Origin of the sequence: Desulfosarcina cetonica JCM 12296 (assembly GCF_001311845.1) — a bacterium.
Taxonomy (GTDB): domain Bacteria; phylum Desulfobacterota; class Desulfobacteria; order Desulfobacterales; family Desulfosarcinaceae; genus Desulfosarcina; species Desulfosarcina cetonica.
On sequence record NZ_BBCC01000111.1, the window covers coordinates 1 to 20,526 of the forward strand.

Here is a 20,526-nt window from a genome sequence, read left to right on the forward strand (position 1 = left end):
CCATCCCGCCCCATGGGCAGGGATGGCCTCGAGGGACAGGTGGCGGCCGTGGACCGCTTCGGCAACCTGATGAGCACGATCCGTGCAAACGACATCAAGGCGATGGTCGGGCGACAACCGGAAGGTCAGGTGATGGTGGAGATCCGCGGGCACACGATCGTGGGAATGGCCAGTTCTTACGGCAGCGTTGCGCCCATGACCCTCCTGGCCATCATCGGCAGCCGGGGGCTGCTTGAAATCGCCTTGCGGGGGGGCAGTGCCCAGAATCGATTGAAGGCTGGAAAAGGGGATCCGGTGCGGGTTTATTTACGATAACGATTCAGCTGGAAGCACCCATGCAAACACCTGAAAAACGATGGCAGCTTTTACTCGTCGCCGATGACGGACGGATTGTGCCCTTCAAGCGGTTCCGTGGGCTGGCCATCGCGCTTATCGTCCTATTGGTGCTTATGATCCTGTTGTGCGCCGGCCTGGGGTGGCAGTGGGCGGCCGAGCGGTCCAGCCATGCCCGCACGCGCGAGCAATTGGCGAAGCTCCGGCAAACGGCGGACCAACTCAAAAACAGCCATAAACGCCTCATCGCCGCGTTGGCAACGGCCCAGACCCGTCCCGAGCCGGTGACTACAGCCGTTCCGCCGGACCGGAAGGAGACGGCCGACACCGCTCCCGCTGACGGGAAGACCGTCAGCGACACAACCGATGCGCCGCTGAAAGATCAAGCGACGCCGGAGGTGCCGGCCGTTCTGGCACCGGTGAAACCGAGGCTATCCATCGTATCTCCGCGTATCACGCTCGATGCCCAGCGCCAGCGCCTGCTGTTGCGGTTGCGCATCGATAGCGATGGAGAGGCATCCATGCCGGTGACGGGGCGCTTCGTGGCGGTGTTGTCAGCGCCAGCGGGGGAAACCCCGGCCTGGATCAGCATTCCGCCGATGGCGCTCCCCGAAGGCCGGCCGTCGGGGAGCGACGGGCAGGAATTCAGCGTTTCCCAATCGGTGGATGTGGAAGCCCAGGCCCCGGTCCCAAAGGATGCCTCCCTATATTCCGTGGCGAAAGTCTATCTGTTTGACGGGGACGGGGACTTGCTGCTGGAGGAAACCTTTCCGGTGGCCTTGCCGGCACCGCCAGCGCCAACGGTACCACCGGTACCGCAGGAATCGAAAACACCGGCTGCGGTTCAGCCGCAGCCGGTTGCTCCGAAAAGGCCCTCACCCGTCACGTTGGGCGACCTTTCCGTGGCCTTTGATAAGGTCGGTTCCCGTTTCCAGGCGAAGGTGCCGATCAGAACCGACGGTTCCCAAACGTCGCCGGTGGCGGGAACCTGCGTGGTGGTCTTAAAAAATGACCAGGTCCCGCCGGACCGCTGGTTGACATTGCCCGATGTCCCGCTGGTCGATGGCATCCCGGCGGGGAAAGGCGGCCATGCATTCAAAATTAGAAAATACGTCCGCTTGGAAATCTCTCGCAAAGGGCCGACATCCCATCCCGGGTACCAGCATGCCACTGCGTATGTGTTCAGTCCGGAGGGAGAAATGCTTCTCGAGAAGACCTTCCCGATCCATGTGCGGCCTGTCGATGGCGCCAAGGCGAGCCCATAACAACGGACGAAGAGCACCTCATCCGGTTATGCGCCGGCTTCAAATTGCTGGCGATAGCGTTGGAAATCGATGGGGCGGGTCCTGAAGTTGTCGAAGGTCACATCGTGAAAGGGCAGGCCTTCGGCTTCGCGCAGCGCCTCAAACATGCGCAAATAGCTGGCCCGGATACGCCTTGGCCAAGCGAGGCCGAAGACGCCGGCCAGCCGCTGGATGCTTTCGGGGGCACCTTCGATTTCCAGGAAGGTACCAAATGGCATTTCGTCCAGGCAGAGCATCGCGCCATCAAGCTGCCAGGTTTCACGCCATTTCTGGTAGACCTGCCGGTGCGAGAATCCCAGTGCCGCCAGAATGGCGTCCATGGTGGCGAAGTCGCTGACCTGCACCTCCAACTCCCGGTAGATTTTAAACTGCGGATCATCTTGCAGCGGAGGGGCCTTGAAGGTCAGGGTGGTGGCCCGGTCCTGGCGAAGACGCAGAAGGCACCTGCTTTTCAGCAGGCGTCCATCCCTGGTTTCGTAACGCACGTTGTGCTCGAACGTGCGTGGGATGCTGCAGATGGCGCCGCAAGCTGCCACGTGCTGCCGCAGGGAAGGTGGGTCGGCGATGAAAAACTTCAACTCGATTTCAAGATGCTCCATGGAAATGGACGATTGCAGAAAAAAACGGGCATGTCAAAGTAATAAATAAGCCTTGACACTCATTGGATTATCTATTAATAGTCCCGGATTCTAAGAAACGGACAGGAGTCAGGAGTCAAACGGTGAAAAAGTATACGTACAGCGCAACGAACGCAGACAATCAAGACAAATGGTGGGTGGTTGATGCAAACGGGGCCGTTCTTGGACGGCTGGCCTCCCAGATCGCCGCCGCACTGCGGGGAAAAAACACTCCGCTATACACCCCGCATGCCGATCTGGGTGATTCGGTGGTGGTGATCAATGCCGAAAAGGTGGTTCTGACCGGCAGGAAAATGGACCAGAAGACTTACTATCGCCACAGTGGCTATATCGGTGGCCTGAAAAGCATCACGGCCAAGAAGCTGATTGAAAAACGGCCCGAAGATGTCATTCGGTTTGCCGTGAAAGGGATGCTGCCCAAAAACAGCCTGGGGCGTAAATTGTTCAAAAAGCTCAAGGTGTATGCCGGGGATCAGCATCCCCATGAGGCCCAGCAACCGGAAGTCATGCATATCCAATAAAGTCTTATCCCATAAATCTTAGGGGAATCATTCGCGTCGCTAACTGGGGAGTTTCATGGCAACAGAAAAGACATACTACGCAACCGGAAAACGCAAGAACGCCATCGCCAGAACCTGGATCAAGCCGGGCAGTGGTGTCATTACCGTCAACGATCAGCCTGCGGACGAGTACTTTACCGTCGGAACGGCCAGAACCATCCTGCGCCAGCCATTGGCTCTGACCAATAACCTGGATGCCTTTGATATCACGATTAACGTGCGGGGCGGCGGTATCTCCGGTCAGGCCGGGGCGGTACGTCATGGAATTACCAAGGCCCTGATCCTGTTTGACCCGGAACTGCGTCCATCCCTCAAACGGGCCGGTTTCGTCAAACGCGATCCGCGCGAGAAAGAGCGTAAGAAGTACGGGCAGAAGGGTGCCCGCGGTCGCTTCCAGTTCTCCAAGCGTTAAACGCTCACGATGTTTCAATCGTCGCCACCAGAGGGAGCAGATTCGGTTCTGCTCCCTTTTTTGCTGGTCTTTTCGCTTTTTTTAAATCGGCCATGCAAAATCAAGGTTCCGGCGACGCCTGACTTTGGGGCCGCGTTGCCATGAGCGCTTATTTTATTCGTCGATTTTTGCTGATCATTCCCACATTCATCGGTATCACCATACTGATTTTTGTGATCACCCGATTCGTTCCCGGCGGCCCCATCGAGCGCATCATCGCCCAAGCCCAGCAACAGTCCCTCGAGGGCGGGCAGGCGGTGGCTTCTGAAACCGTTCAACGGCAACCGCTCTCCGACGATCAGATCGAACTGCTCAAGAAGTACTACGGTTTCGACAAACCCGTGCTGGTCAGTTATATCCTGTGGCTGGGCAAGTTGGTGCGCGGGGACCTGGGAATCTCCACGCGTTACTATGACCCGGTGTGGACGATGATCCGGGAGCGAATCCCCATATCCCTCTATTTCGGCCTGTTGACCTTGATCGCCACTTACGGGGTCTGCATTCCCCTGGGCATTGCCAAGGCGATCCGTCATAAAACCCTCCTTGATGATCTCTCATCGGTGCTCATTTTCGTTGGTTATGCCATTCCGGGATGGGTTGCCGGTATTCTCATGATTCTTCTGTTCGCATCCCACTGGGAGTGGTTCCCGCTGGGAGAACTGGTGAGTGAGAATTTTGACAGTCTCTCCGGATTCCAGCGGGTTCTCGACCTGGCCTGGCACACGGTGCTGCCGTTGTTGGCCTACCTGATCGGTGCTTTCAGTTTCATGACCTTCCTGATGAAGAACAGCCTCATGGACAACCTGGCGGCGGACTATGTGCGCACGGCCATGGCCAAGGGGCTGACCTTCCGTCGGGCAGTCTTCGGCCACGCCCTGCGTAACAGCCTGATCCCCGTGGCCACCACCTTTGGAAACAACATCAGCGTGATCCTTTCGGGATCCTTCCTGGTGGAGAAAGTCTTCAACATCGACGGAATGGGGCTTTTGGGCTACGAGTCGGTGGTCGAACGCGACTATCCCGTGGTGATGGGCGTTCTGGCCATCTCCAGCATTCTGTTCCTCGTGGGCAACGTTCTGTCGGACATGTGCGTGGCCGCCGTCGACCCACGGGTGAAATTCGAATAGCGATGTGAAAATGGCCATATCCCCCCTGACAAAAAGGAAGCTCAGGCGCTTCGTCGGCATCAAACGCGGCTACTATGCCTTTCTCCTGCTGACCACCCTGATCGTGGCGGCCTGCGCGGCGGAGCTTCTGGTCAACAATCGTGCCCTGGTGGTGCACTACCAGGGACACTGGTACTTTCCGACCTACGGTGATATTCTGCCCGGCCATACCTTTGGGCTGGGCTACGATTACGAGACCAACTACCGCGAGCTGGCCGAGCGATTCCGCTTGCTGGATGGCGAGGATTGGGCATGGCTGCCCCCCGTGCCCTACAATGCCTTTGAGAACGATTTGCGACCGGATACCCTGCCACCCGAGCCGCCGTCCCTGGCGCGCCGGCATTACCTGGGCACGGATGCTTCCGGTCGAGATGTTCTGGCCCGTTTGGTTTACGGATTCCGCATCGCGATCTTCTTCTCCCTGGGATTGATGGCGGCGACTTATGTCGTGGGGATCAGCCTTGGCTGCGCCATGGGATATTATGGCGGCTGGTTCGATATCCTGGTGCAGCGCATCATCGAGATTTGGTCGACCGTTCCCTTCCTCTATGTGGTGATCATCATTTCTTCCATTGTCGTGCCCAATTTCTGGTGGCTGATCGCCATCATGGTGATTTTCGGTTGGATGGGCATGACCTGGACCGTTCGCACGGTGACCTACAAGGAAAAGACCCGGGATTATGTGCTGGCCGCACGGGTCTTGGGCGCATCGGACCTGCGCATCATTTTTCGTCACATCCTGCCCAACACGATTTCCCTGATCGTCACCTATATCCCCTTTTCCATTTCCGGCGGCATCGTGGCGCTGACCTCGCTGGACTACCTGGGCTTCGGCCTGCCGCCGCCCACGCCCAGCTGGGGCGAATTGTTGCAGCAGGCCTGGGCGAATTTCAGTGCCTGGTGGATCGGCTTCTCGGTCATCGGGGCCATGGTAACCACCCTGGTGGCGGTCACCTTTGTGGGCGAGGCGATCCGTGAAGCCTTTGACCCCAAGATGCACACGGTGTACGAATGATGTCGCGGCCTGTTTGCCACCCGCCGAACCCGTGGCGGGGGAATTCCGTGCCATCATCTGGATTGGCCATCAACCGGCGATCATTTCTCAGCCTGGGCCTGGCGGCCATGCTCATGTTCGCCGTTGGCGCCTGTTCCCCGGCGCCCGATGAGACGGATCCGTCGGGATCGGATCGCCAGCACCCCGCAGTGTCCCAGCCGGCACCCAAGCCGCCGCGTGAACCCCTGCCCGAAGGCATCGAGTGGCTGACCAACGACCATGATCCGGTATTCGCCTCGCCCCTGGCCCGGCGTGGGGGGACGCTTCACGTGGCCTTGCTGTCATTTCCCCTGACCTTTCGGGTGGTGGGACCGGATTCCAATTCCAGCTTTCGTAGTGCGATTCTGGGCAACCAGTTGAGCCTCACCGGCATCCATCCCAACACCCTTGACATCGTTCCCGAATTGGCCACCCACTGGGCCTTTGGCGCCGACAAGAAGACCATGTATTTCAAGCTTAACCCCAAGGCCCGCTGGTCCGATGGGGTTTTGCTGACGGCCGACGATTTTGCCTATACCCTGGATTTCATGCGCTCGCCTTATATTGTGGCGCCTTGGTACAACGACTACTACACCCACGAGATCGAACGGGTGGTCGTTTACGACGACCACACCCTGGCCGTGGTCAGCACCAAAGCCCAGCCCGATTTGCATCTTAAGATCAGCATTGCGCCCACCCCCCGTCACTTCTTCGATCCTTTGGGGGAGGATTTCATCCGCAAGACCAATTGGGCCGTCGTGCCCAATACCGGACCCTACCAGATCGACCGTTTTAAAAAAGGACGCTATGTGCGGTTTGCCCGCAAAACCGACTGGTGGGGAAGTGGCCTGCGATACTTCAAAGATCGGTTCAATGTCGATACGGTGCTTTACAAGGTGATCCGGGACACCAATTTGCAATGGGAGTACTTCAAGAAAGGTCGGCTGGACGTCTACCCGGCCACGGTTCCCCAATCCTGGTATGTCAAGGCCCGGACGCCGGTGGTGGAGAAGGGCTACGTGCACAAAATGTGGTTTTTCAACGACACCCCCCAGTCGGCCATGGGGTTGTGGCTCAACCTGGATCGGGACATCTTCAAGGACGTCAATCTGCGCTACGCCTTTGCCCACGCCATGAACGTGGAAAAGGTGATTCGCGACGTTTTGCATGGTGACTACTTCCGTCTGGAAAGCGCCTACGTGGGCTACGGGCCCTATACCGATACAGCGATCAAGGCCAGGCGCTACGATATCGACAAGGTGGCCGCCTATATGCGGAAGTCGGGCTGGCGGCGCGGCGCGGATGGCATCTGGACCAAGGATGGGCGACGGTTCAGCGTGGAGGTGGTCTATTACGCCGAGGAGCATACCCAGCGTCTGGTGGTACTCAAGGAGGAGGCCCGCAAGGCGGGTATCGAGCTGAAACTGCTCAAGCTCGATCCTTCCACGGCTTTCAAGAAAATCCTGGAGAAGCGTCACGACGTGGCCTGGGTGGGCTGGGGAACCAGCCTGAGGCCCCATTTCTGGGAATTTTGGCACTCGGCCAACGCCCATAAGGGACAGACCAACAACATCACCAATACCGACGACCCTGAAATGGATCGCCTGATCGATGCCTACCGCAGTTCGCTGAAGGAAAGCGAACGGGTTGATTTGGCCCATCGGATCCAGCGCCGGGTACACGAAATCGGTGCCTTCGTGCCTACCTTCATGGTGCCGTATTTCCGGGAACTCTACTGGCGCTGGTGGCGTTTTCCCAAGCCACCGGCCACCCGCACCTCGGAGAGTCTGTTCGATCCGTTTAGCAGCAGTACCGGTGGGCTGTTCTGGTTTGATGCCGCGCGTTACGCCGAAACCCGCAAGGCAATGGCCGATGGCAAGGCCTTTCCACCGGTCACGGTCGTGGACCGGACTTACAAGCCTTGAATCCCATGGACGGTGCCATGATCATGACTGCGGATGCACCCTTGTTGGCTGTCGATCGTCTATCCACCGCTTTCGAGACCGAGACCGGTTGGCTACGGGCGGTGGACCAGGTCAGCTTTACCCTCGAGGCCGGCACCATTCTCGGGCTGGTTGGCGAATCCGGCTGCGGCAAGAGTGTCACGGCCCTTTCGCTCATGCGTCTGTTGCCGCAACCGGTCGGGCGCATCGAAAGCGGATCGATCCGGCTCAACGGTACCGAACTGGTCACACTTGCACCGCCGGCCATGCAGCGTATTCGCGGCGGCCGCATGGCCATGATTTTTCAGGAACCCATGACCGCGCTCAATCCGGTGTATCGCATCGGCCGCCAGCTGCTGGAAGTATTCGACCTGCATCGGCCGGACATCCCGATAGACGAGCGGCAGGCAGCGGCCGTGGCCCTTTTGTCGCACGTGGGAATTCCCGAGGCCGCGGCGCGCATGCGTGCCTACCGCACCAGATTTCCGGCGGGATGCGCCAGCGGGTAATGATCGCCATGGCCCTGGCCGGCCGACCCGAGGTGTTGATTGCCGACGAACCGACCACGGCGTTGGATGTCACCATCAAGCCCAGATCCTCCGACTGATTGTCAATCTCCAGCGGGAGACGGGCATGGGAGTTCTTTTTATCACCCACGCCCTGGGCGTCATCGCCCAGATTTGCCACGAAGTAGCGGTGATGTACGCCGGCCAGATTGTCGAATGCGCGCCCGTGGAGGCCCTGTTCGCCCATCCGCGCCATCCTTATACCCAGGGACTGTTAGCCTCGATCCCGCGTTTATCCTCGCAACCCAAATCGCCATTGCCCATTATCCGGGGAACGGTGCCCGCCCTGGGGCAGTTTCCTCAGGGCTGCCGGTTCCAAAACCGCTGTCCCCACACGATGGCACGCTGCCGGTTGACGATGCCCGACCTGGTGAGCGTGGATGAACGGCACGCGGCACGTTGTTTTCTGCTTGAAGCGTGACACGATGTCCTTGAATCCGTCAGGAGAACACTCAGTGTGAGCCCTAAATCCAGTGAAGCGCTATTGCGCGTGGAAAATTTGAAGATGTACTTTCCCGTTCATGGCGGTGTGTTGCGCCGACGGATGGGGCAGGTGCATGCCGTGGACGGCGTCTCCCTGCGCGTGGGGGCTGGTGAAACCCTCGGTTTGGTGGGGGAGTCCGGCTGCGGCAAAACCACCCTGGGCCGCTGCGTCGCCAGACTCTACCGCCCGACGGCCGGCCGGGTGATGTTTGGCGGCAATGATCTCTTTCAGGCGGATCGCGTGACCCTCCGCCGGGTCCGCCGTGAACTCCAGATGATCTTTCAGGATCCTTTCGAATCGCTCAATTCCCGCCACACGGTCGGGGATATTCTGGCGGAACCGTTTATCATTCACCGGGTGGGCGATGCCGCCGAGCGGTCGCGTCGGGTAGGTGAACTGCTTGAACGGGTTGGGCTTGCCGCTGACGTTGCCGGACGCTTTCCCCATGAGTTCTCAGGTGGCCAGCGTCAGCGCATCGGTATTGCCAGAGCCATTGCGCTGAATCCCAAACTGGTGATCTGTGATGAACCGGTGTCGGCCCTGGATGTCTCCATTCAGTCACAGATTCTGAATCTGCTGCTCGATCTGCAGCGCGAACGCGGGTTGAGCTATCTCTTCATCGCCCATGATCTGTCCGTGGTCAAGCATCTGTCGGATAGCATTGCGGTCATGTATCTGGGGCGTATTGTGGAACGGGCCGGATCGGCAACGCTTTACGCGAATCCGCAGCACCCCTACACCCAGGCACTGATCGCGGCCATTCCCGAGCCGGAACCGCAGCGCCGGCGACCGTCATTTGCTACGCTCGCCGGTGAAGTGCCATCGCCCATCCACCCGCCGGCCGGTTGCCATTTCCATCCCCGCTGTCCTTACGTCCGCCCCCGCTGCCGTCGGGAAACGCCTTTGCTAAGAAGCGCCGGCGCGTCCGATGGCAGTCATGTTGTGGCTTGCCACTTTGCCGGTTGTCTCGGTGACAGACTCTAACAGCAGCGTCTTGGAATCGTTTTCCATTATCCTGGCGTCTGTGAGACAATGATCCCGTTATCGCCGGCGTGGCTGGCCAGCCGTTCCTTGCCGTCGATCCCGTTGCTGCAGCGTAGGAGAGGCTCGTCGGAAAAGGCATGCATGGCCTGCAGCAGGCGTGTGTCGTGACCATAAATGTCGTTTCTGAAATGGGTATCCCCTTTATCATCCACCCAGGCCGTGAAATAGACCAGGTGGACCGGCAGCGCCGTCTTGAGCCTGATTGACCGCCGCTTTCCGCTGGTTATCGCCGATTTCAAGCGGTCTTCATCCCATCCCTGGTTTCGCAGCAAATCGCCTGCCAGGGTAACCGGTTTTTCCACGCGCACACAACCCGATGAGAAATTTCGCCGGTCCCGTTTGAAGAGGGATTTGTGCGGCGTATCATGAATATAGACGCTGTGAGGGTTGGGGAACATGAACTTGATGCGACCCAGGGCATTGTGCTTTGATGGCTCCTGGCGCAGGCGGTAGGGGAAATTGCGCCTGGAAACGTCCCTCCAGGCGATCTGCGTCGGTTGGATTTCCGGCGCATGGCGATCCCAGCCGGCAAAGACCCGAATGCCCTGGCGGCTTAGGTAGGCCGGGTCCTTGATCACCTTGGGGAGAATGTCCTTGCGGGCGATCTTGATGGGCACCGTCCAATAGGGGTTGACTTCCATGTAGGTCATTTCGCTGGACATGATCGGGGTTGGCCGGCGATTTTTACCAACGACAACGCGCATTTTCGTCGTGGTTTCACCGGCATCGACGACATCCAGCTCAAAAGCGGGGATATTGACCAGCACATACCGCTTGCCGAAGTCGTCGGGATACCAGCGCCAGCGTTCCATGTTCAGGTCCAATTGGCTGATGCGTCTGTCGATGGGAACATTCAAGGCCGCCAGGGTCCTTTTGCCCACGGCGCCGTCCGGGGTAAGTCCGTGGCGGGTCTGGAACCGTTTGACCGCTGCTGCCAGGGGATCGTCAAAGAAAAGGTCTTCATTTAAATCTGTCGCGGGAGACGCAACGAAATCGCCGCCCACCTCCAGCCGTTGGATCAATGCCGCAACCCTGGAGCCGGTCGATCCTTGCCGCAGGGTGGGGCCGTCCGGAATGACCGGCCAACCGCCGGCCTGCCGCATGGCTTCATACCGCTGGCGGGCCTTTCGCAGCCGTTGATACGCCGTGCGCTCGGGATGCAGGGATTCCATGAATGCGGGCAAGCGATTTTCCCTGATGGCCAGCGCAAGCTCGGTCGGGAAGTCCCGGCTTTCTGTGCGACGAATGGCGAGCCATTCGCCAAACAGCGTTTCAGGCGCGATTTGACCCATCCACGTGTCCCGGGCATGGCGCAGGACCATGGCGGTCAGCATGACATCCGTTTCAAGCTGCGGCGCCAATGGTAACCCGGACGCGGTAAGGGGCAGGGCCGCATGCGCGAGCTTCAAGGTTTCAAGCCATGGTCGGATGATGGATCCATGGCTGTATGGATCGCTTTGGCAGCGGATAGGGTCTGCAGGACCCGTTCCCCTTGGGGAAGGAGCAGACCGGTGGACGAGACCCAGACCGGCTGAAAGCCGACTTGCCGGTAAAATTCCGCTAACGGCTTTAAAAGCTTTCCTGAATATGGACTGCCGGCATGCCCGCCCGCGGATAAGACCGGGCCCAGCCATGCTTCGAGGGAATGGACCCCGGCTGTTTCAGAGGCCCAGGCCCCTACCGGCAATAGCAACATCATCACGATGATCAAGAAAAATCGTCTTGGTATACGAGGCTTCATTAAACGTATCCATTCGAAAAACGGTTGATGAACGGTCTGAGAAGCAATCGGTCGGGACCTGGATTCCTCCTCGGTTTGTTGTCATGGGCTGGAACATCAAGAACTGGACCAAGTCGTGTGCAAAAACGCAGATGTCCAATAATTATTTTAATAACAGACGGTTGATGAGGACGTTCCGGGAACGTTCCGATTTGCGATGGACGCCATTGAGAACTGAATTACCTATAGATTGAGTAATTCATGACCTGATGGCAAAAGATGGGAATGAAGGGTGACGTGAAACGCCATGATGGCGTATGATTGTTGATGAACGCGGAAAAAATACAGTTTTGATGGCTTTGTAAAAAGCGGCTTACCCCGGTTTTCGGGGAAGGACGGTTTTGCGAAGCCATCATCGTTGGGTCTTCTTCTCCTATTCCTCCGCCTCGTCTGTTTCTGACGTGTTGATGTCCTTTTTCAAGTTGATGAACTTGCTGCGCCCAAATCCGAGGGATTTGAAAAAAGACAGCATGTCCGTGGAATCCCAGATAACGGAAGTATAGATTCGATTAATTCCCATCTCTTGATAGCGCTTGAATGTTGTCTTGACCAGTCGTGCACCAATACCTTGTCCCATATACTCGATATCCACACCGAGGGTGGCGATCCAGGCGCTTTTTTCAATACCAAAACCAAATGTGAGGATGTAGCTGATCACAAAACCGACGACCCGGCCCTTGATCTCCGCGACTAAACAAACGTCCTTTTTGCTGCGTTCGGCATGTTTGGCGATCAGTGTCTTGAACTCGTCGTCAGAGGGTTTTCGAACAATCGATGAGTAAATGGCAGCGATGTCATCAGTATCAGCAACTTTAAGCATCCTGATCTGGATATCTTCCACGGAAATAGTCCTTTTCGTAACGGCGTGATAGGTTAATCAATGCGAATGATCTTGACGTGGCGCCCGACCCAATCCGGCGGGAGGTAAACGCGTCCGCTGTTGCCACTGGATTTGACCAGCTTTTCAAGCATTTCTTCACCGTAAACTTCGAACTTGACTTTGGCGGAGGTTATGGTTTGAGGCGGCGTCTCCTCTGCCTGCTTTTTTTTGTTCTCTGGCACGATTGATGCCCATTTCTCTAATAAGGTGAATAGTTAATTATTCATAATAATTGCACAGCAATGTTTATTAGCATCGACATCGGCATCGGTCAAGCAGGTTAAGATGGATTGTAGCCATTAATTAGCTATGTTTCCATTTAATCGGAAAATGGCTATCCATCCAAGGTCTTTCGAATCATGATGGCCATCTCGAACTTAATCACGGGCTTTAGTAAAATACCCTTGACTCCGAAGGCGGATACTCTTTGGGGGTTTATCCGGTCACTGAAACCGGTGCAAATAATTATCGGTATGTTCGGATTGAAGGCGTTCAATGATTTGGCCAGCTGTTCGCCCGTCATGTTGGGCATCGCCATGTCTGTCAGAACCAGGTCGAACGCATGGGGATTTCTTCGAAAGACTTCAAGCGCCTCCAGGCTGCTCGATCGCGCGGTGACATGGTACCCGAGACGTTCGAGGGTTTGTTGTTCAAGCCGCATGATGGCGGCTTCATCGTCCACCAGGAGGATCCGCTCGTTTCCGGTGGGGATCTTTGTTTCATTCGCATCGACGCGTTTTTCCGGGTCACTTTCCAATAGAGGAAGAAACAAATCAAATTGGGTGCCCTTACCCACCTCGCTTTGTACGCGGATATCACCACCGGCCGCTTTCACAATACCATAGACAACGGACAGACCGAGGCCGGTTCCCTTGCCTTGGGGTTTGGTTGTAAAATAGGGGTCGAAGATTTTGTCCTTTATCGATTCCGGAATGCCGTGGCCGGTATCGGAAATGGTGACCACGGCATATTTGCCCGGCAACAGGGCGATCCCCATCTGATTCGTTTCTTTTAAATTTTCCTTTTTCAAGCCCACAAAGAGTGACCCGCCATTGTTTTCCACTGCGTGGTAGGCATTCGTAATCAGATTCATGGCCACCTGATGAAGTTGAGAGGCATCCATCATCACCATCGGACAGTCGGTCTGTATATTCTGCCGGATCGATATGTTGGCCGGAATGGTCGACCGGGACAACTTGACGACTTCTTTTAGGACGGATTGAATCCGGATGGGCATTTTTTCCTGTGCAGCCTGCCGGCTGAATGACAATATCTGCTTGACCAGATCGCTGGCACGCTTGCCGGCCTGGTAAATTTGCTCGGCGTTTTCATGCTCGTCGCTGCCTTCGGGGAGGTCCTCCATGAGAAGTTCCGATAAGCCGATGATGGGGAAAAGCAGGTTGTTGAAGTCATGGGCGATGCCGCTCGAAAGCGTTCCAATGGATTCCATTCGCTGCGCTTGATCCAAGCGCTTGGCGAGTTGGAGTTCTTCGCTAATATCTCTTTTTACGGCCACGAAATTCACGATTTGGCCAGCGGCATTTCTGACCGGCGATATGGTCGCTTCTTCGGAGTAGAAGGTTCCATCTTCCCGGCGGTTGGTGAATCGTCCCCGCCATGTGTCGCCGTTTTTGATGGTCGCCCACAAACGTTCGTAAAATGCCAAGTCGTGTTCACCGCTTTTGAGCAAGCGTGGATATTGTCCCAATGCCTTGTCCTTGGCGTATCCCGTAATTCGTTCGAAGGCCGGATTGACATAAAGGATGGCTCCGTCCGTATCGGTGATGACAATCATCTCATCGGCCTGTTCGATGGCCGCCATCAAACGCAGATGTTCTTCTTCTTTTTCTTTCCTTTTTGAAACGTCATGCAGGATCACGTGAATGGCTTTTGAATTCCCAACCACGAAGGCGGATGCCAAGACCTCCACATCGATGCGCGTACCATCCAACCGCAGGATTTGCGTTTCAATCGGCGATATTGGCGGATCCCCATTTTCCAGGAAGTGCGTTTGTTCCCCATTTTTTGAGGAAGGCTGGGGCCGAAAAGATCATCCGGTGTTTTGCCAATCAATTCATCCGGGTGGGTGGCGCCGAACAACTGCACGCACGCATTGTTGACAATGGTGATATGCCCGTCAAGATTGACGAAGATCGCGTCCGGCGAGTGCATGATGATGCTTCGATACCGGTTTTCGCTTTCCATTAAAGCCCGTTCGGCCTGTTTTCGCTGGGTGATATCGTGAATGATCGAGTGAAGGAGAATTTTGCCCTTTACACAGATCTTGCTGCTGAAAACCTCGACATCGCGGAATGCGCCATCCGCGATGCGATGCTTGAATTCGAAACGGATACGGGATCGGCTCAGGGCCTGTTTCATTTGCCCGTCCAATTGCTCCGATGGCAGGGTATTGATTTGGCCGATGTCCATTTGTTTCAGCTGCTCAAGGGACCATCCGTAAAACGCTTCGGCTGCGTGGTTGGCATCGATGATGCTTTTTGAAACAGGATCGATGATCAGCTTGACTGCCTCGTGTTCCTTGAACAGCTTTCTGAAAAGCAGTTCGCTCTCCTCAAGGGCGGCAACGGACCGGTTCTCCTCCGTGACATCCCGAAACACCATGACCGCACCGCTGATTTGTCCGTCGGCGGGGCATACGGGTGAGGCACTGTCGGCGATCTGGTACTCCGTGCCGTCACGCGCGATCAGAATGGTGCGATTGGCAAGGCCGGTCAACCGCCTGTCGGCCAGCACCTTGTCCACGGGATTCTCCACGGGCTGCCTTGTGTGACCGTTAACGATGTTGAAGATATCGGTTAATCGTCGGCCCTTGGCCTCCGCATGGGGCCAACCGGTCAGGCGCTCGGCAACAGGATTCATCAATTGGATTCGACCTTCCAGATCAACCGAAATCACCGCATCGCCGATGGACTTCAGGGTTAGGGCGAGCTGCTGCCGCGTTTCCTGCAATCGTGTTAAATATTTGATATTCGATAGCTGATCGGAGAGCACTTTGCCGGTCAGGACAGTGGCCAATGGAAAAAGTAGGATAATGGGCAGGGCAATGGCCTTGATAACCAGCCAAATTTGATCCTGGGGCAGGGCCATTGTCATGATCAACGTGGCGACCTGGACGGCCAAACCAAATCGGTAAAGCTGGGGAAGGGATGGCATCCGGTCTTCGGACATCAGCCGAAAGTGGGCAAAGAGACCGATTCCCGCCGAAGACAGAATGACCAACAGTCCCATGATGTTTCCCGGACCTCCCAAATAAAGCCGACATGACATTGTCATGGCCACGGAAATGGCGCTGGCCCAGGGGCCGAAAAAGAGCGAGCCCAAACTGACCATCACGGACCTGCCGTCAAAGATCAATCCCGGGCTTATTACCAGCGGGTTCAGCATACCGATAACAGCAGCGCTCCCGAATAAACAGCCTTGCATGACGTTGCCCCATCGGGGATACCTCGAAAAGCGTTTTTCAATAAAACCCGAGAGGAGACTGAGTGTCACCAACAAGGAGAGATTGAAGATCAATTTGATATAAATCATAATGATAATCGGAAAATGCGATGGCGGTTGCCTTGAATGGCGGCAACCTAACATCTCGTCGATGTCACCGCAACAAGCGATCATGGTTTGCGGAGGCAACGCATGTTAGGTGGGAATTTCAGGAACAGACGGTTGTTCATGCCAGAGCCGGCATTTTTTTCTAAAGTCAGGCAGGTCGTTGGTCGATACAGATAGTCGAAGGCAAAAACTCCTCCCCTTTTCTTGATAAGGCCTGCACATGGTGTGCAGGCCTTATTTCATATGTGCAGACGCACCCCTTTGCGACGGGGGGCTATCGTCCGCCTTTGTCTTGGACCACCGGATTGTTGAGACGTTTCATAACGCCTGCACCAACGCTTCGGCAATATGCCGTACCGCTATCTTCAATCCCTTCTTCTCGGCACCGCCGCGCAGCTGCATGATGCATCCCGGCATTCGGTGATCAATTGCTCGGCGCCCGTGGCCGCCACATCCGCCAGCTTGCTTTCCAGAATCTGGGCCGAGATCTGGGGAAACTTGCCGGAGTAGGATCCGCCGAAACCGCAACAGGTTTCCTCTTCTGCCGCCGGGGAAAAGGGCAGCCCTGCCTTGCGGATCAGTTCATGGGGCGCCTTTCTCACGCCCATGCCCCGGCACAGATGGCAGGGAGCGTGGTAGGTGGTCTTGACCGCCGGTGAAGTAAAAGCGTCCTGGGGAACCCGGAGGATATCGTTCATCAAGGTGCTGAAGGCCACGACCTTGTCGGCGAAACGCTGGGCTTTTTCATGCATTTCCGGATCATCGGCGAAGAGCTGGGGGTAGTTGTGCTTCAGGTGGGAGGCGCACGAGGCGCACAGGGTCACGATCCAGTCGGCTTTGTTTCCCATGGCGGTCATGTTGCGGCTGGCCACGTCGCGCGCGGCTGTCTTCTCACCCATCATCAGGCCGGTAGTCCACAGCAGGACTGGCCCATGGGAAAATCCACCGCCGCCCCGAAACGGTTGAGCAGCGCCACACCGGCTTCCAACTGCTCGGGGTAGACAAAATCCTGAACACAGCCGGCGAAAAGCGCCACGCGGTGGGTCGGGTTGGCCACCGAAGAGGAAAGTCCGGGCCAGCGGTCCCGAAACGGCGTTTTGGCAATGGGCGGCAGGGCCCTGAAATTGTGCTCCTTGGACAGGATCAGGGGCAGGTGGCGCAGGTAGCCATTCTCCTGAACCACCGGTGCCTGTGCCTTTTGGGCGGCCCGCAAGAGCTGATGGAAAAGCTTGCGGTGGCTGAGCAGTTTGCCCAACAGGACGCTGGAAAGCGGGTGATCGGTTTCATCCTGGATGCGTGCGTGGATCTCCTTGATCAGGCGCGGCAGGTCGATGCCGGCGGCGCACACGGCCTTGCAGGCCCCGCAATTGATGCAGTTCTGGACGAGATTTTTGGCCTTATTGCGGCCGTGAAAGAAGTAGGTGATGATCAAGCCGATGGCGCCGATGTAGATATGGCCGTACTGATGGCCGCCCACCATGCGGTAGACCGGGCATACATTGGCGCAGGCGCCGCAGCGTACGCAGCGCAGCACTTGTGAGAAGACCGGATCCCTGGCCAGAGTCCGGCGGCCATTGTCGAGAAAGACGATGTGCATCTCCTTGCGGCCGGAATCCGTGGCCGCACAGGCATTGGGACCGGTGATCCAGGTGACGTAGGAGGTGATCTGCTGGCCGGTGGCGTTGCGCGGCAAAACGCGGTTGATGTGCAGGGCATCTTCCAGCGAGGGAAGTAATTTATCCAACCCGATCAAGGCCACGTGGATGCGCGGCAGGGTCGTCACCAGCCGGGCGTTGCCCTCATTGGTGGTGAGCCCGATGGTAGCCGTGTCGGCCAGGGCGAAGTTGGCCCCGCTGATGCCCATGTCCGCTTCCACGTATTTCTGGCGCAGCTCGCGGCGGGCGACCTTGACCAGACGCTCGATTTCCGTCTCCTGCGTGTGTCCGGTCACCTCGCTGAACAGGTCGGCCACCTGATAGCGTGACAGATGAATGGCCGGCATGACCATGTGGGTGGGACCTTCGTGACGTAGCTGGATGATCCATTCGCCCAGGTCGGTTTCGGTGACCTCCAGCCCCTCGGCTTCCAGATAATGGTTGAGCAGCGTCTCTTCGGCCGTCATGGATTTGGATTTGACGATTCGGGTCGCCTTGCCGGCCTTGGCGATGCCGGCGATAATGGCGTTGGCCGCCTCGGCGGTGTCGGCCAGGTGGACATGGATGCCTTTCTTTTCGGCATTGGCCTTGAACTGGGCATACAGCTGGTCCAGTTGGCCCAAGGCTTGATCCTTGATGGCGGCCACCTTGTCCACCAGGGCCGCAATATCCATGCCGGCAAAGGCGTTGGCCCGTCCCGTGGGGTAGGCGACGGCGAATTTATCCAGGGCCTCCCGCTGGAACCGATTCTCCAGGCTTCGTCGACCTTCGCCTTATATTCCTTGAGGTTTTTTGCGGTTTGCATCAGCAGTCCTCCCAGAGCAGGATGTGCAGTTCAAGGGGGCCGTGGACCCCCAGAGCCAATACCCGTTCGATATCCGCCGTGCGGCTGGCGCCGGTGATCATGGCCGTATAATCGGCCGGCTCCTGCATCCACGCCTGAAGCTGTTCGGCAAGATCGAAAGCGCTGGCCTTAAGGCGCGACAGGGGTAGAAGGGCCATGTGGATCTCGCTGATCATGGTGGCCAGGCGCAAGGCCTCGCTTTTGGAGTTGATCACCAGGGTGCCCGTTTCGGCGATACCGTAATCGGCCCAGGTAAAGCCCACGTCGATGCCGGCCAGGTGGCTTCGCATCTCATCGCGGATCAGCACGATGGATTTCTCCCGGCACAGCCGTGCCAGGTCGTCGAACTCGGTCTCGGAAAGGTTGGGGGCGGCCATGATCTTGGCCTGCTTGGTGTCGCAAAGCGCATCCGCCTTGGCCGACAAGGGTGCTTCGCAGCCGGCGATCAAGAGCTGACAGGCCTGTTTGGCATCGCACAGATCGACGGCATAGGCGTAGGCAGCCGCCTTGGATGCCACGCGCACGAGCTTGGCGGATACGGCTTCGGCCTTTTGGATAAACGTTTCGACGACCGCCGGGTCTGGTTTCATCGACTACCTCCAATCAATGTCTGAGCATAAATCTCCACCGGGTGACACACCCGAATGCGGTCGCCGTGTTGGGAAAGCATGTCGGTCAGTTGCATCATACACGCCGGGCAGCCGGCGGCCACCACCTCGGCGTTGCTGGCCAGGATGTTATCGCGCTTGCGGTCACCGATTCGCCTGGAGACATCGTAATGCTGAATATTGAAGGTCCCGCCGTTGCCGCAGCATTGGTCGGCTTCGCTCATCTCGACGAAGTTATAAGCCGGATTGGCCTTGAGCAGGGTTCGCGGCTGGTCTGAAACGCCCAGGGATTTTTTGAGATGGCAGGGATCGTGGTAGGTCACGCGCGTTCCGCCCGTGGGTGCCGGCTGGCTTTGGACGCCGACCCGATCCACCAGGAACTGGTTGATATCCATGGTTTTGTCAACCAGCTGACGGATCTTCACCTGCATGTCGGGAGAATAGTCGTCCATGAACTTGGGCCAGATCTCCTTGATGGTGGCCGTGCAGGTGGCACAGGCGGTCACCAGATGGTCGAACTGCCCCTTGGCAAAGGCCTTGACGTTCAGGCGCACCAGTTTTCCGAAGGATTCGCTGTCGCCGGAAGAAACCGCGGGAATCCCGCAGCAGGCCTGGGCCGGCGGCAGATACACACCCACGCCGTGATGCCGCAGCACCTTGAGGACGGCCTCGCCGACACGCGGCAGCATTTTATCGATGACGCAGCCCGGGAAGAAGGCCACCTTCAACCCGGACCGGCCGGCGGGCGTATCCAGCTTGGGAACGATCTTATGAAAGGACGTTTCGGCCAGGGGTAGGAAGTGACGGTCGCCGATCAAAGGCGACATGATTTTGGAACACGACGATCCCAACAGGTCGTCCGCCGGGCTGGCCAACAGACCCTGGAACTTCTCGCCCATGGCCACCAGGGCATTGAACAGACGGGGCTTGGTGAGCATGGCCTTGAAGATGACCTTCTTGGCCGCCGGCAATCCCAGGTAGGAATTGACGATGATTCTGGCTTTGAGAAAAATATCCATGATCGCCACCCCCGAGGGGCAGTTGGCCTGGCAGGAGCCGCACAGGAGGCACTTGTTGAGCTTTTCCTGGACGCCCTTGGCGTCGGCGATCATCTCATGGGCCAGGTTCTCCAGCAGGGCGATTTTTCCACGGGTCACATCGGCTTCGCGCAGGGTTTCGCGGAACACCGGACAGACCGCCTGGCACATGCCGCATTTCATGCAGGTCACCATCTGGTCGTCGAGCTGTTGCAGCATGGCCGCAAGCTTATGAAGATCTATCATCATATCACCCTCCGATGATCTTGCCGGGGTTCAGGATCCCCTTGGGGTCCACGGCCTTTTTGAGCGCCTTGGCATAGGCGATGGTCGCCGCCGAGGTTTCCTTTTCGAGCCATTTGGCCTTGGCCAGTCCGATGCCGTGCTCGCCCGAGAGCGTTCCCTTGAGGGACAGGGCCACGTCGAAAATTTCGTCCACGGCCTGTTCCACGCGTTCGAACTCCTTGGCGTCGCGCCGGTCGCACAGGAACGTGGGATGCAGGTTGCCATCACCCGCATGGCCGAAGGTGCCCACATCCAGCTGGTGTTTTTGGGCGATGGTGTTGATGGCGCGGATCATGGCCGGAATTTGGGAACGCGGCACGGTGGCGTCCTCCAGCACGGTCGTGG

The 20,526-nt window shown here is 57.5% G+C and carries 23 protein-coding genes; 12 read left to right on the forward strand and 11 right to left on the reverse strand.

The window, feature by feature from the left end; all coding sequences use genetic code 11:
• Positions 1-315: SAM hydroxide adenosyltransferase (locus JCM12296_RS21485; protein WP_172684021.1), on the forward strand; the 315-nt coding region annotated here is incomplete at its 5' end.
• Between the two features lie 20 nt (positions 316-335).
• On the forward strand, positions 336-1,598 hold the full coding sequence (locus JCM12296_RS21490) for a hypothetical protein (RefSeq protein ID WP_054697827.1): 1,263 nt from the start codon (positions 336-338) through the stop codon (positions 1,596-1,598).
• A 26-nt stretch (positions 1,599-1,624) separates the two neighbouring features.
• Here the strand turns inward: JCM12296_RS21490 and JCM12296_RS21495 are convergent, their stop codons facing one another.
• Positions 1,625-2,236 (reverse strand): class IV adenylate cyclase, encoded by a 612-nt coding sequence (locus JCM12296_RS21495; protein WP_083456380.1) that lies wholly within the window; start codon positions 2,234-2,236, stop codon positions 1,625-1,627.
• A 122-nt stretch (positions 2,237-2,358) separates the two neighbouring features.
• Here JCM12296_RS21495 and rplM point away from each other — a divergent pair, with 122 nt between their 5' ends.
• The 9 genes from rplM (at position 2,359) to JCM12296_RS21530 (ending at position 9,462) form a co-directional block, all read left to right on the forward strand.
• Positions 2,359-2,796: a 50S ribosomal protein L13 gene (rplM, locus tag JCM12296_RS21500; RefSeq protein WP_054697834.1), complete on the forward strand. Its 438-nt coding sequence runs from the start codon at positions 2,359-2,361 to the stop codon at positions 2,794-2,796.
• Positions 2,797-2,851: 55 nt separating this feature from the next.
• Positions 2,852-3,247 (forward strand): 30S ribosomal protein S9, encoded by a 396-nt coding sequence (gene rpsI / locus JCM12296_RS21505; protein ID WP_054697836.1) that lies wholly within the window; start codon positions 2,852-2,854, stop codon positions 3,245-3,247.
• A 140-nt stretch (positions 3,248-3,387) separates the two neighbouring features.
• Positions 3,388-4,413: an ABC transporter permease subunit gene (locus JCM12296_RS21510; RefSeq protein WP_054697838.1), complete on the forward strand. Its 1,026-nt coding sequence runs from the start codon at positions 3,388-3,390 to the stop codon at positions 4,411-4,413.
• Between the two features lie 10 nt (positions 4,414-4,423).
• Positions 4,424-5,467, forward strand: coding sequence for an ABC transporter permease (locus JCM12296_RS21515; RefSeq protein ID WP_054697840.1), 1,044 nt, complete (start codon positions 4,424-4,426; stop codon positions 5,465-5,467).
• A gap of 47 nt (positions 5,468-5,514) precedes the next feature.
• Positions 5,515-7,410, forward strand: a complete 1,896-nt coding sequence (locus tag JCM12296_RS21520; RefSeq protein ID WP_246804695.1) for an extracellular solute-binding protein — start codon at positions 5,515-5,517, stop codon at positions 7,408-7,410.
• A 17-nt stretch (positions 7,411-7,427) separates the two neighbouring features.
• Positions 7,428-7,937 (forward strand): ATP-binding cassette domain-containing protein, encoded by a 510-nt coding sequence (locus JCM12296_RS45275; RefSeq protein ID WP_281492108.1) that lies wholly within the window; start codon positions 7,428-7,430, stop codon positions 7,935-7,937.
• Positions 7,922-8,035, forward strand: a complete 114-nt coding sequence (locus JCM12296_RS47925; protein WP_281492109.1) for an ATP-binding cassette domain-containing protein — start codon at positions 7,922-7,924, stop codon at positions 8,033-8,035. The genes JCM12296_RS45275 and JCM12296_RS47925 overlap by 16 nt, the downstream gene beginning before the upstream one ends.
• 26 nt (positions 8,036-8,061) lie before the next feature.
• Complete coding sequence (locus JCM12296_RS45280) at positions 8,062-8,415, forward strand: oligopeptide/dipeptide ABC transporter ATP-binding protein (protein ID WP_246804696.1); 354 nt, start codon at positions 8,062-8,064, stop codon at positions 8,413-8,415.
• Positions 8,416-8,451: 36 nt separating this feature from the next.
• Positions 8,452-9,462, forward strand: a complete 1,011-nt coding sequence (locus tag JCM12296_RS21530) for an ABC transporter ATP-binding protein (RefSeq protein ID WP_157067799.1) — start codon at positions 8,452-8,454, stop codon at positions 9,460-9,462.
• 26 nt (positions 9,463-9,488) lie between these two features.
• On the opposite strand, the gene JCM12296_RS21535 is transcribed toward JCM12296_RS21530, so the two are convergent.
• The 5 genes from JCM12296_RS21535 to JCM12296_RS21560 all read right to left on the reverse strand — a co-directional run bounded on the left by JCM12296_RS21535 (position 9,489) and on the right by JCM12296_RS21560 (position 15,587).
• Positions 9,489-10,931 carry a L,D-transpeptidase family protein gene (locus tag JCM12296_RS21535; RefSeq protein WP_054697841.1) on the reverse strand — a complete coding sequence of 481 codons (1,443 nt, stop codon included), beginning with the start codon at positions 10,929-10,931 and terminating at the stop codon, positions 9,489-9,491.
• A gap of 744 nt (positions 10,932-11,675) precedes the next feature.
• Positions 11,676-12,143 (reverse strand): GNAT family N-acetyltransferase, encoded by a 468-nt coding sequence (locus JCM12296_RS21545; RefSeq protein WP_054697846.1) that lies wholly within the window; start codon positions 12,141-12,143, stop codon positions 11,676-11,678.
• 32 nt (positions 12,144-12,175) lie between these two features.
• Positions 12,176-12,364 carry a DUF2080 family transposase-associated protein gene (locus JCM12296_RS21550; protein WP_054697848.1) on the reverse strand — a complete coding sequence of 63 codons (189 nt, stop codon included), beginning with the start codon at positions 12,362-12,364 and terminating at the stop codon, positions 12,176-12,178.
• A gap of 152 nt (positions 12,365-12,516) precedes the next feature.
• The gene (locus tag JCM12296_RS21555; protein WP_157067800.1) at positions 12,517-14,103 is read right to left on the reverse strand and encodes a hybrid sensor histidine kinase/response regulator; all 1,587 of its coding nucleotides are present in this window, start codon (positions 14,101-14,103) and stop codon (positions 12,517-12,519) included.
• Positions 14,058-15,587: a PAS domain S-box protein gene (locus JCM12296_RS21560; protein WP_246804702.1), complete on the reverse strand. Its 1,530-nt coding sequence runs from the start codon at positions 15,585-15,587 to the stop codon at positions 14,058-14,060. The genes JCM12296_RS21555 and JCM12296_RS21560 overlap by 46 nt, the downstream gene beginning before the upstream one ends.
• Here JCM12296_RS21560 and JCM12296_RS45285 point away from each other — a divergent pair.
• Complete coding sequence (locus JCM12296_RS45285) at positions 15,487-15,729, forward strand: hypothetical protein (protein WP_246804704.1); 243 nt, start codon at positions 15,487-15,489, stop codon at positions 15,727-15,729. The genes JCM12296_RS21560 and JCM12296_RS45285 overlap by 101 nt on opposite strands.
• A 388-nt stretch (positions 15,730-16,117) precedes the next feature.
• On the opposite strand, the gene JCM12296_RS45290 is transcribed toward JCM12296_RS45285, so the two are convergent.
• The 5 genes from JCM12296_RS45290 to JCM12296_RS21580 form a co-directional block, all read right to left on the reverse strand.
• Positions 16,118-16,654: a (Fe-S)-binding protein gene (locus JCM12296_RS45290; RefSeq protein WP_246804697.1), complete on the reverse strand. Its 537-nt coding sequence runs from the start codon at positions 16,652-16,654 to the stop codon at positions 16,118-16,120.
• Positions 16,654-18,162, reverse strand: a complete 1,509-nt coding sequence (ldhH, locus tag JCM12296_RS21565; RefSeq protein WP_340147874.1) for an L-lactate dehydrogenase (quinone) large subunit LdhH — start codon at positions 18,160-18,162, stop codon at positions 16,654-16,656. Before ldhH ends, JCM12296_RS45290 begins: the two co-directional genes overlap by 1 nt.
• A gap of 49 nt (positions 18,163-18,211) precedes the next feature.
• The gene (locus JCM12296_RS21570; protein WP_054697861.1) at positions 18,212-18,841 is read right to left on the reverse strand and encodes a LutC/YkgG family protein; all 630 of its coding nucleotides are present in this window, start codon (positions 18,839-18,841) and stop codon (positions 18,212-18,214) included.
• Entirely contained in the window at positions 18,838-20,145 is a 1,308-nt protein-coding gene (locus JCM12296_RS21575) for a (Fe-S)-binding protein (RefSeq protein ID WP_246804701.1), read from the reverse strand. Before JCM12296_RS21575 ends, JCM12296_RS21570 begins: the two co-directional genes overlap by 4 nt.
• 1 nt (position 20,146) lies before the next feature.
• A partial coding sequence (locus tag JCM12296_RS21580) for an FAD-linked oxidase C-terminal domain-containing protein (RefSeq protein ID WP_281492110.1) occupies positions 20,147-20,526 on the reverse strand: 380 nt, incomplete at its 5' end.

Coding starts and splice junctions, on each gene's coding strand:
- rpsI (WP_054697836.1), top strand. CDS start 2,852: ATGGCAACAGAAAAGACATACTACGCAACCGGAAAACGCAAGAACGCC.
- JCM12296_RS45290 (WP_246804697.1), bottom strand. CDS start 16,654: ATGATGGGTGAGAAGACAGCCGCGCGCGACGTGGCCAGCCGCAACATG.
- JCM12296_RS21495 (WP_083456380.1), bottom strand. CDS start 2,236: ATGGAGCATCTTGAAATCGAGTTGAAGTTTTTCATCGCCGACCCACCT.
- JCM12296_RS21570 (WP_054697861.1), bottom strand. CDS start 18,841: ATGAAACCAGACCCGGCGGTCGTCGAAACGTTTATCCAAAAGGCCGAA.
- JCM12296_RS21560 (WP_246804702.1), bottom strand. CDS start 15,587: ATGCTGAACCCGCTGGTAATAAGCCCGGGATTGATCTTTGACGGCAGG.
- JCM12296_RS45280 (WP_246804696.1), top strand. CDS start 8,062: ATGGGAGTTCTTTTTATCACCCACGCCCTGGGCGTCATCGCCCAGATT.
- JCM12296_RS45275 (WP_281492108.1), top strand. CDS start 7,428: ATGATCATGACTGCGGATGCACCCTTGTTGGCTGTCGATCGTCTATCC.
- JCM12296_RS45285 (WP_246804704.1), top strand. CDS start 15,487: ATGGCGCTGGCCCAGGGGCCGAAAAAGAGCGAGCCCAAACTGACCATC.
- JCM12296_RS21575 (WP_246804701.1), bottom strand. CDS start 20,145: ATGATGATAGATCTTCATAAGCTTGCGGCCATGCTGCAACAGCTCGAC.
- JCM12296_RS47925 (WP_281492109.1), top strand. CDS start 7,922: ATGCGCCAGCGGGTAATGATCGCCATGGCCCTGGCCGGCCGACCCGAG.
- JCM12296_RS21490 (WP_054697827.1), top strand. CDS start 336: ATGCAAACACCTGAAAAACGATGGCAGCTTTTACTCGTCGCCGATGAC.
- JCM12296_RS21510 (WP_054697838.1), top strand. CDS start 3,388: ATGAGCGCTTATTTTATTCGTCGATTTTTGCTGATCATTCCCACATTC.
- JCM12296_RS21515 (WP_054697840.1), top strand. CDS start 4,424: ATGGCCATATCCCCCCTGACAAAAAGGAAGCTCAGGCGCTTCGTCGGC.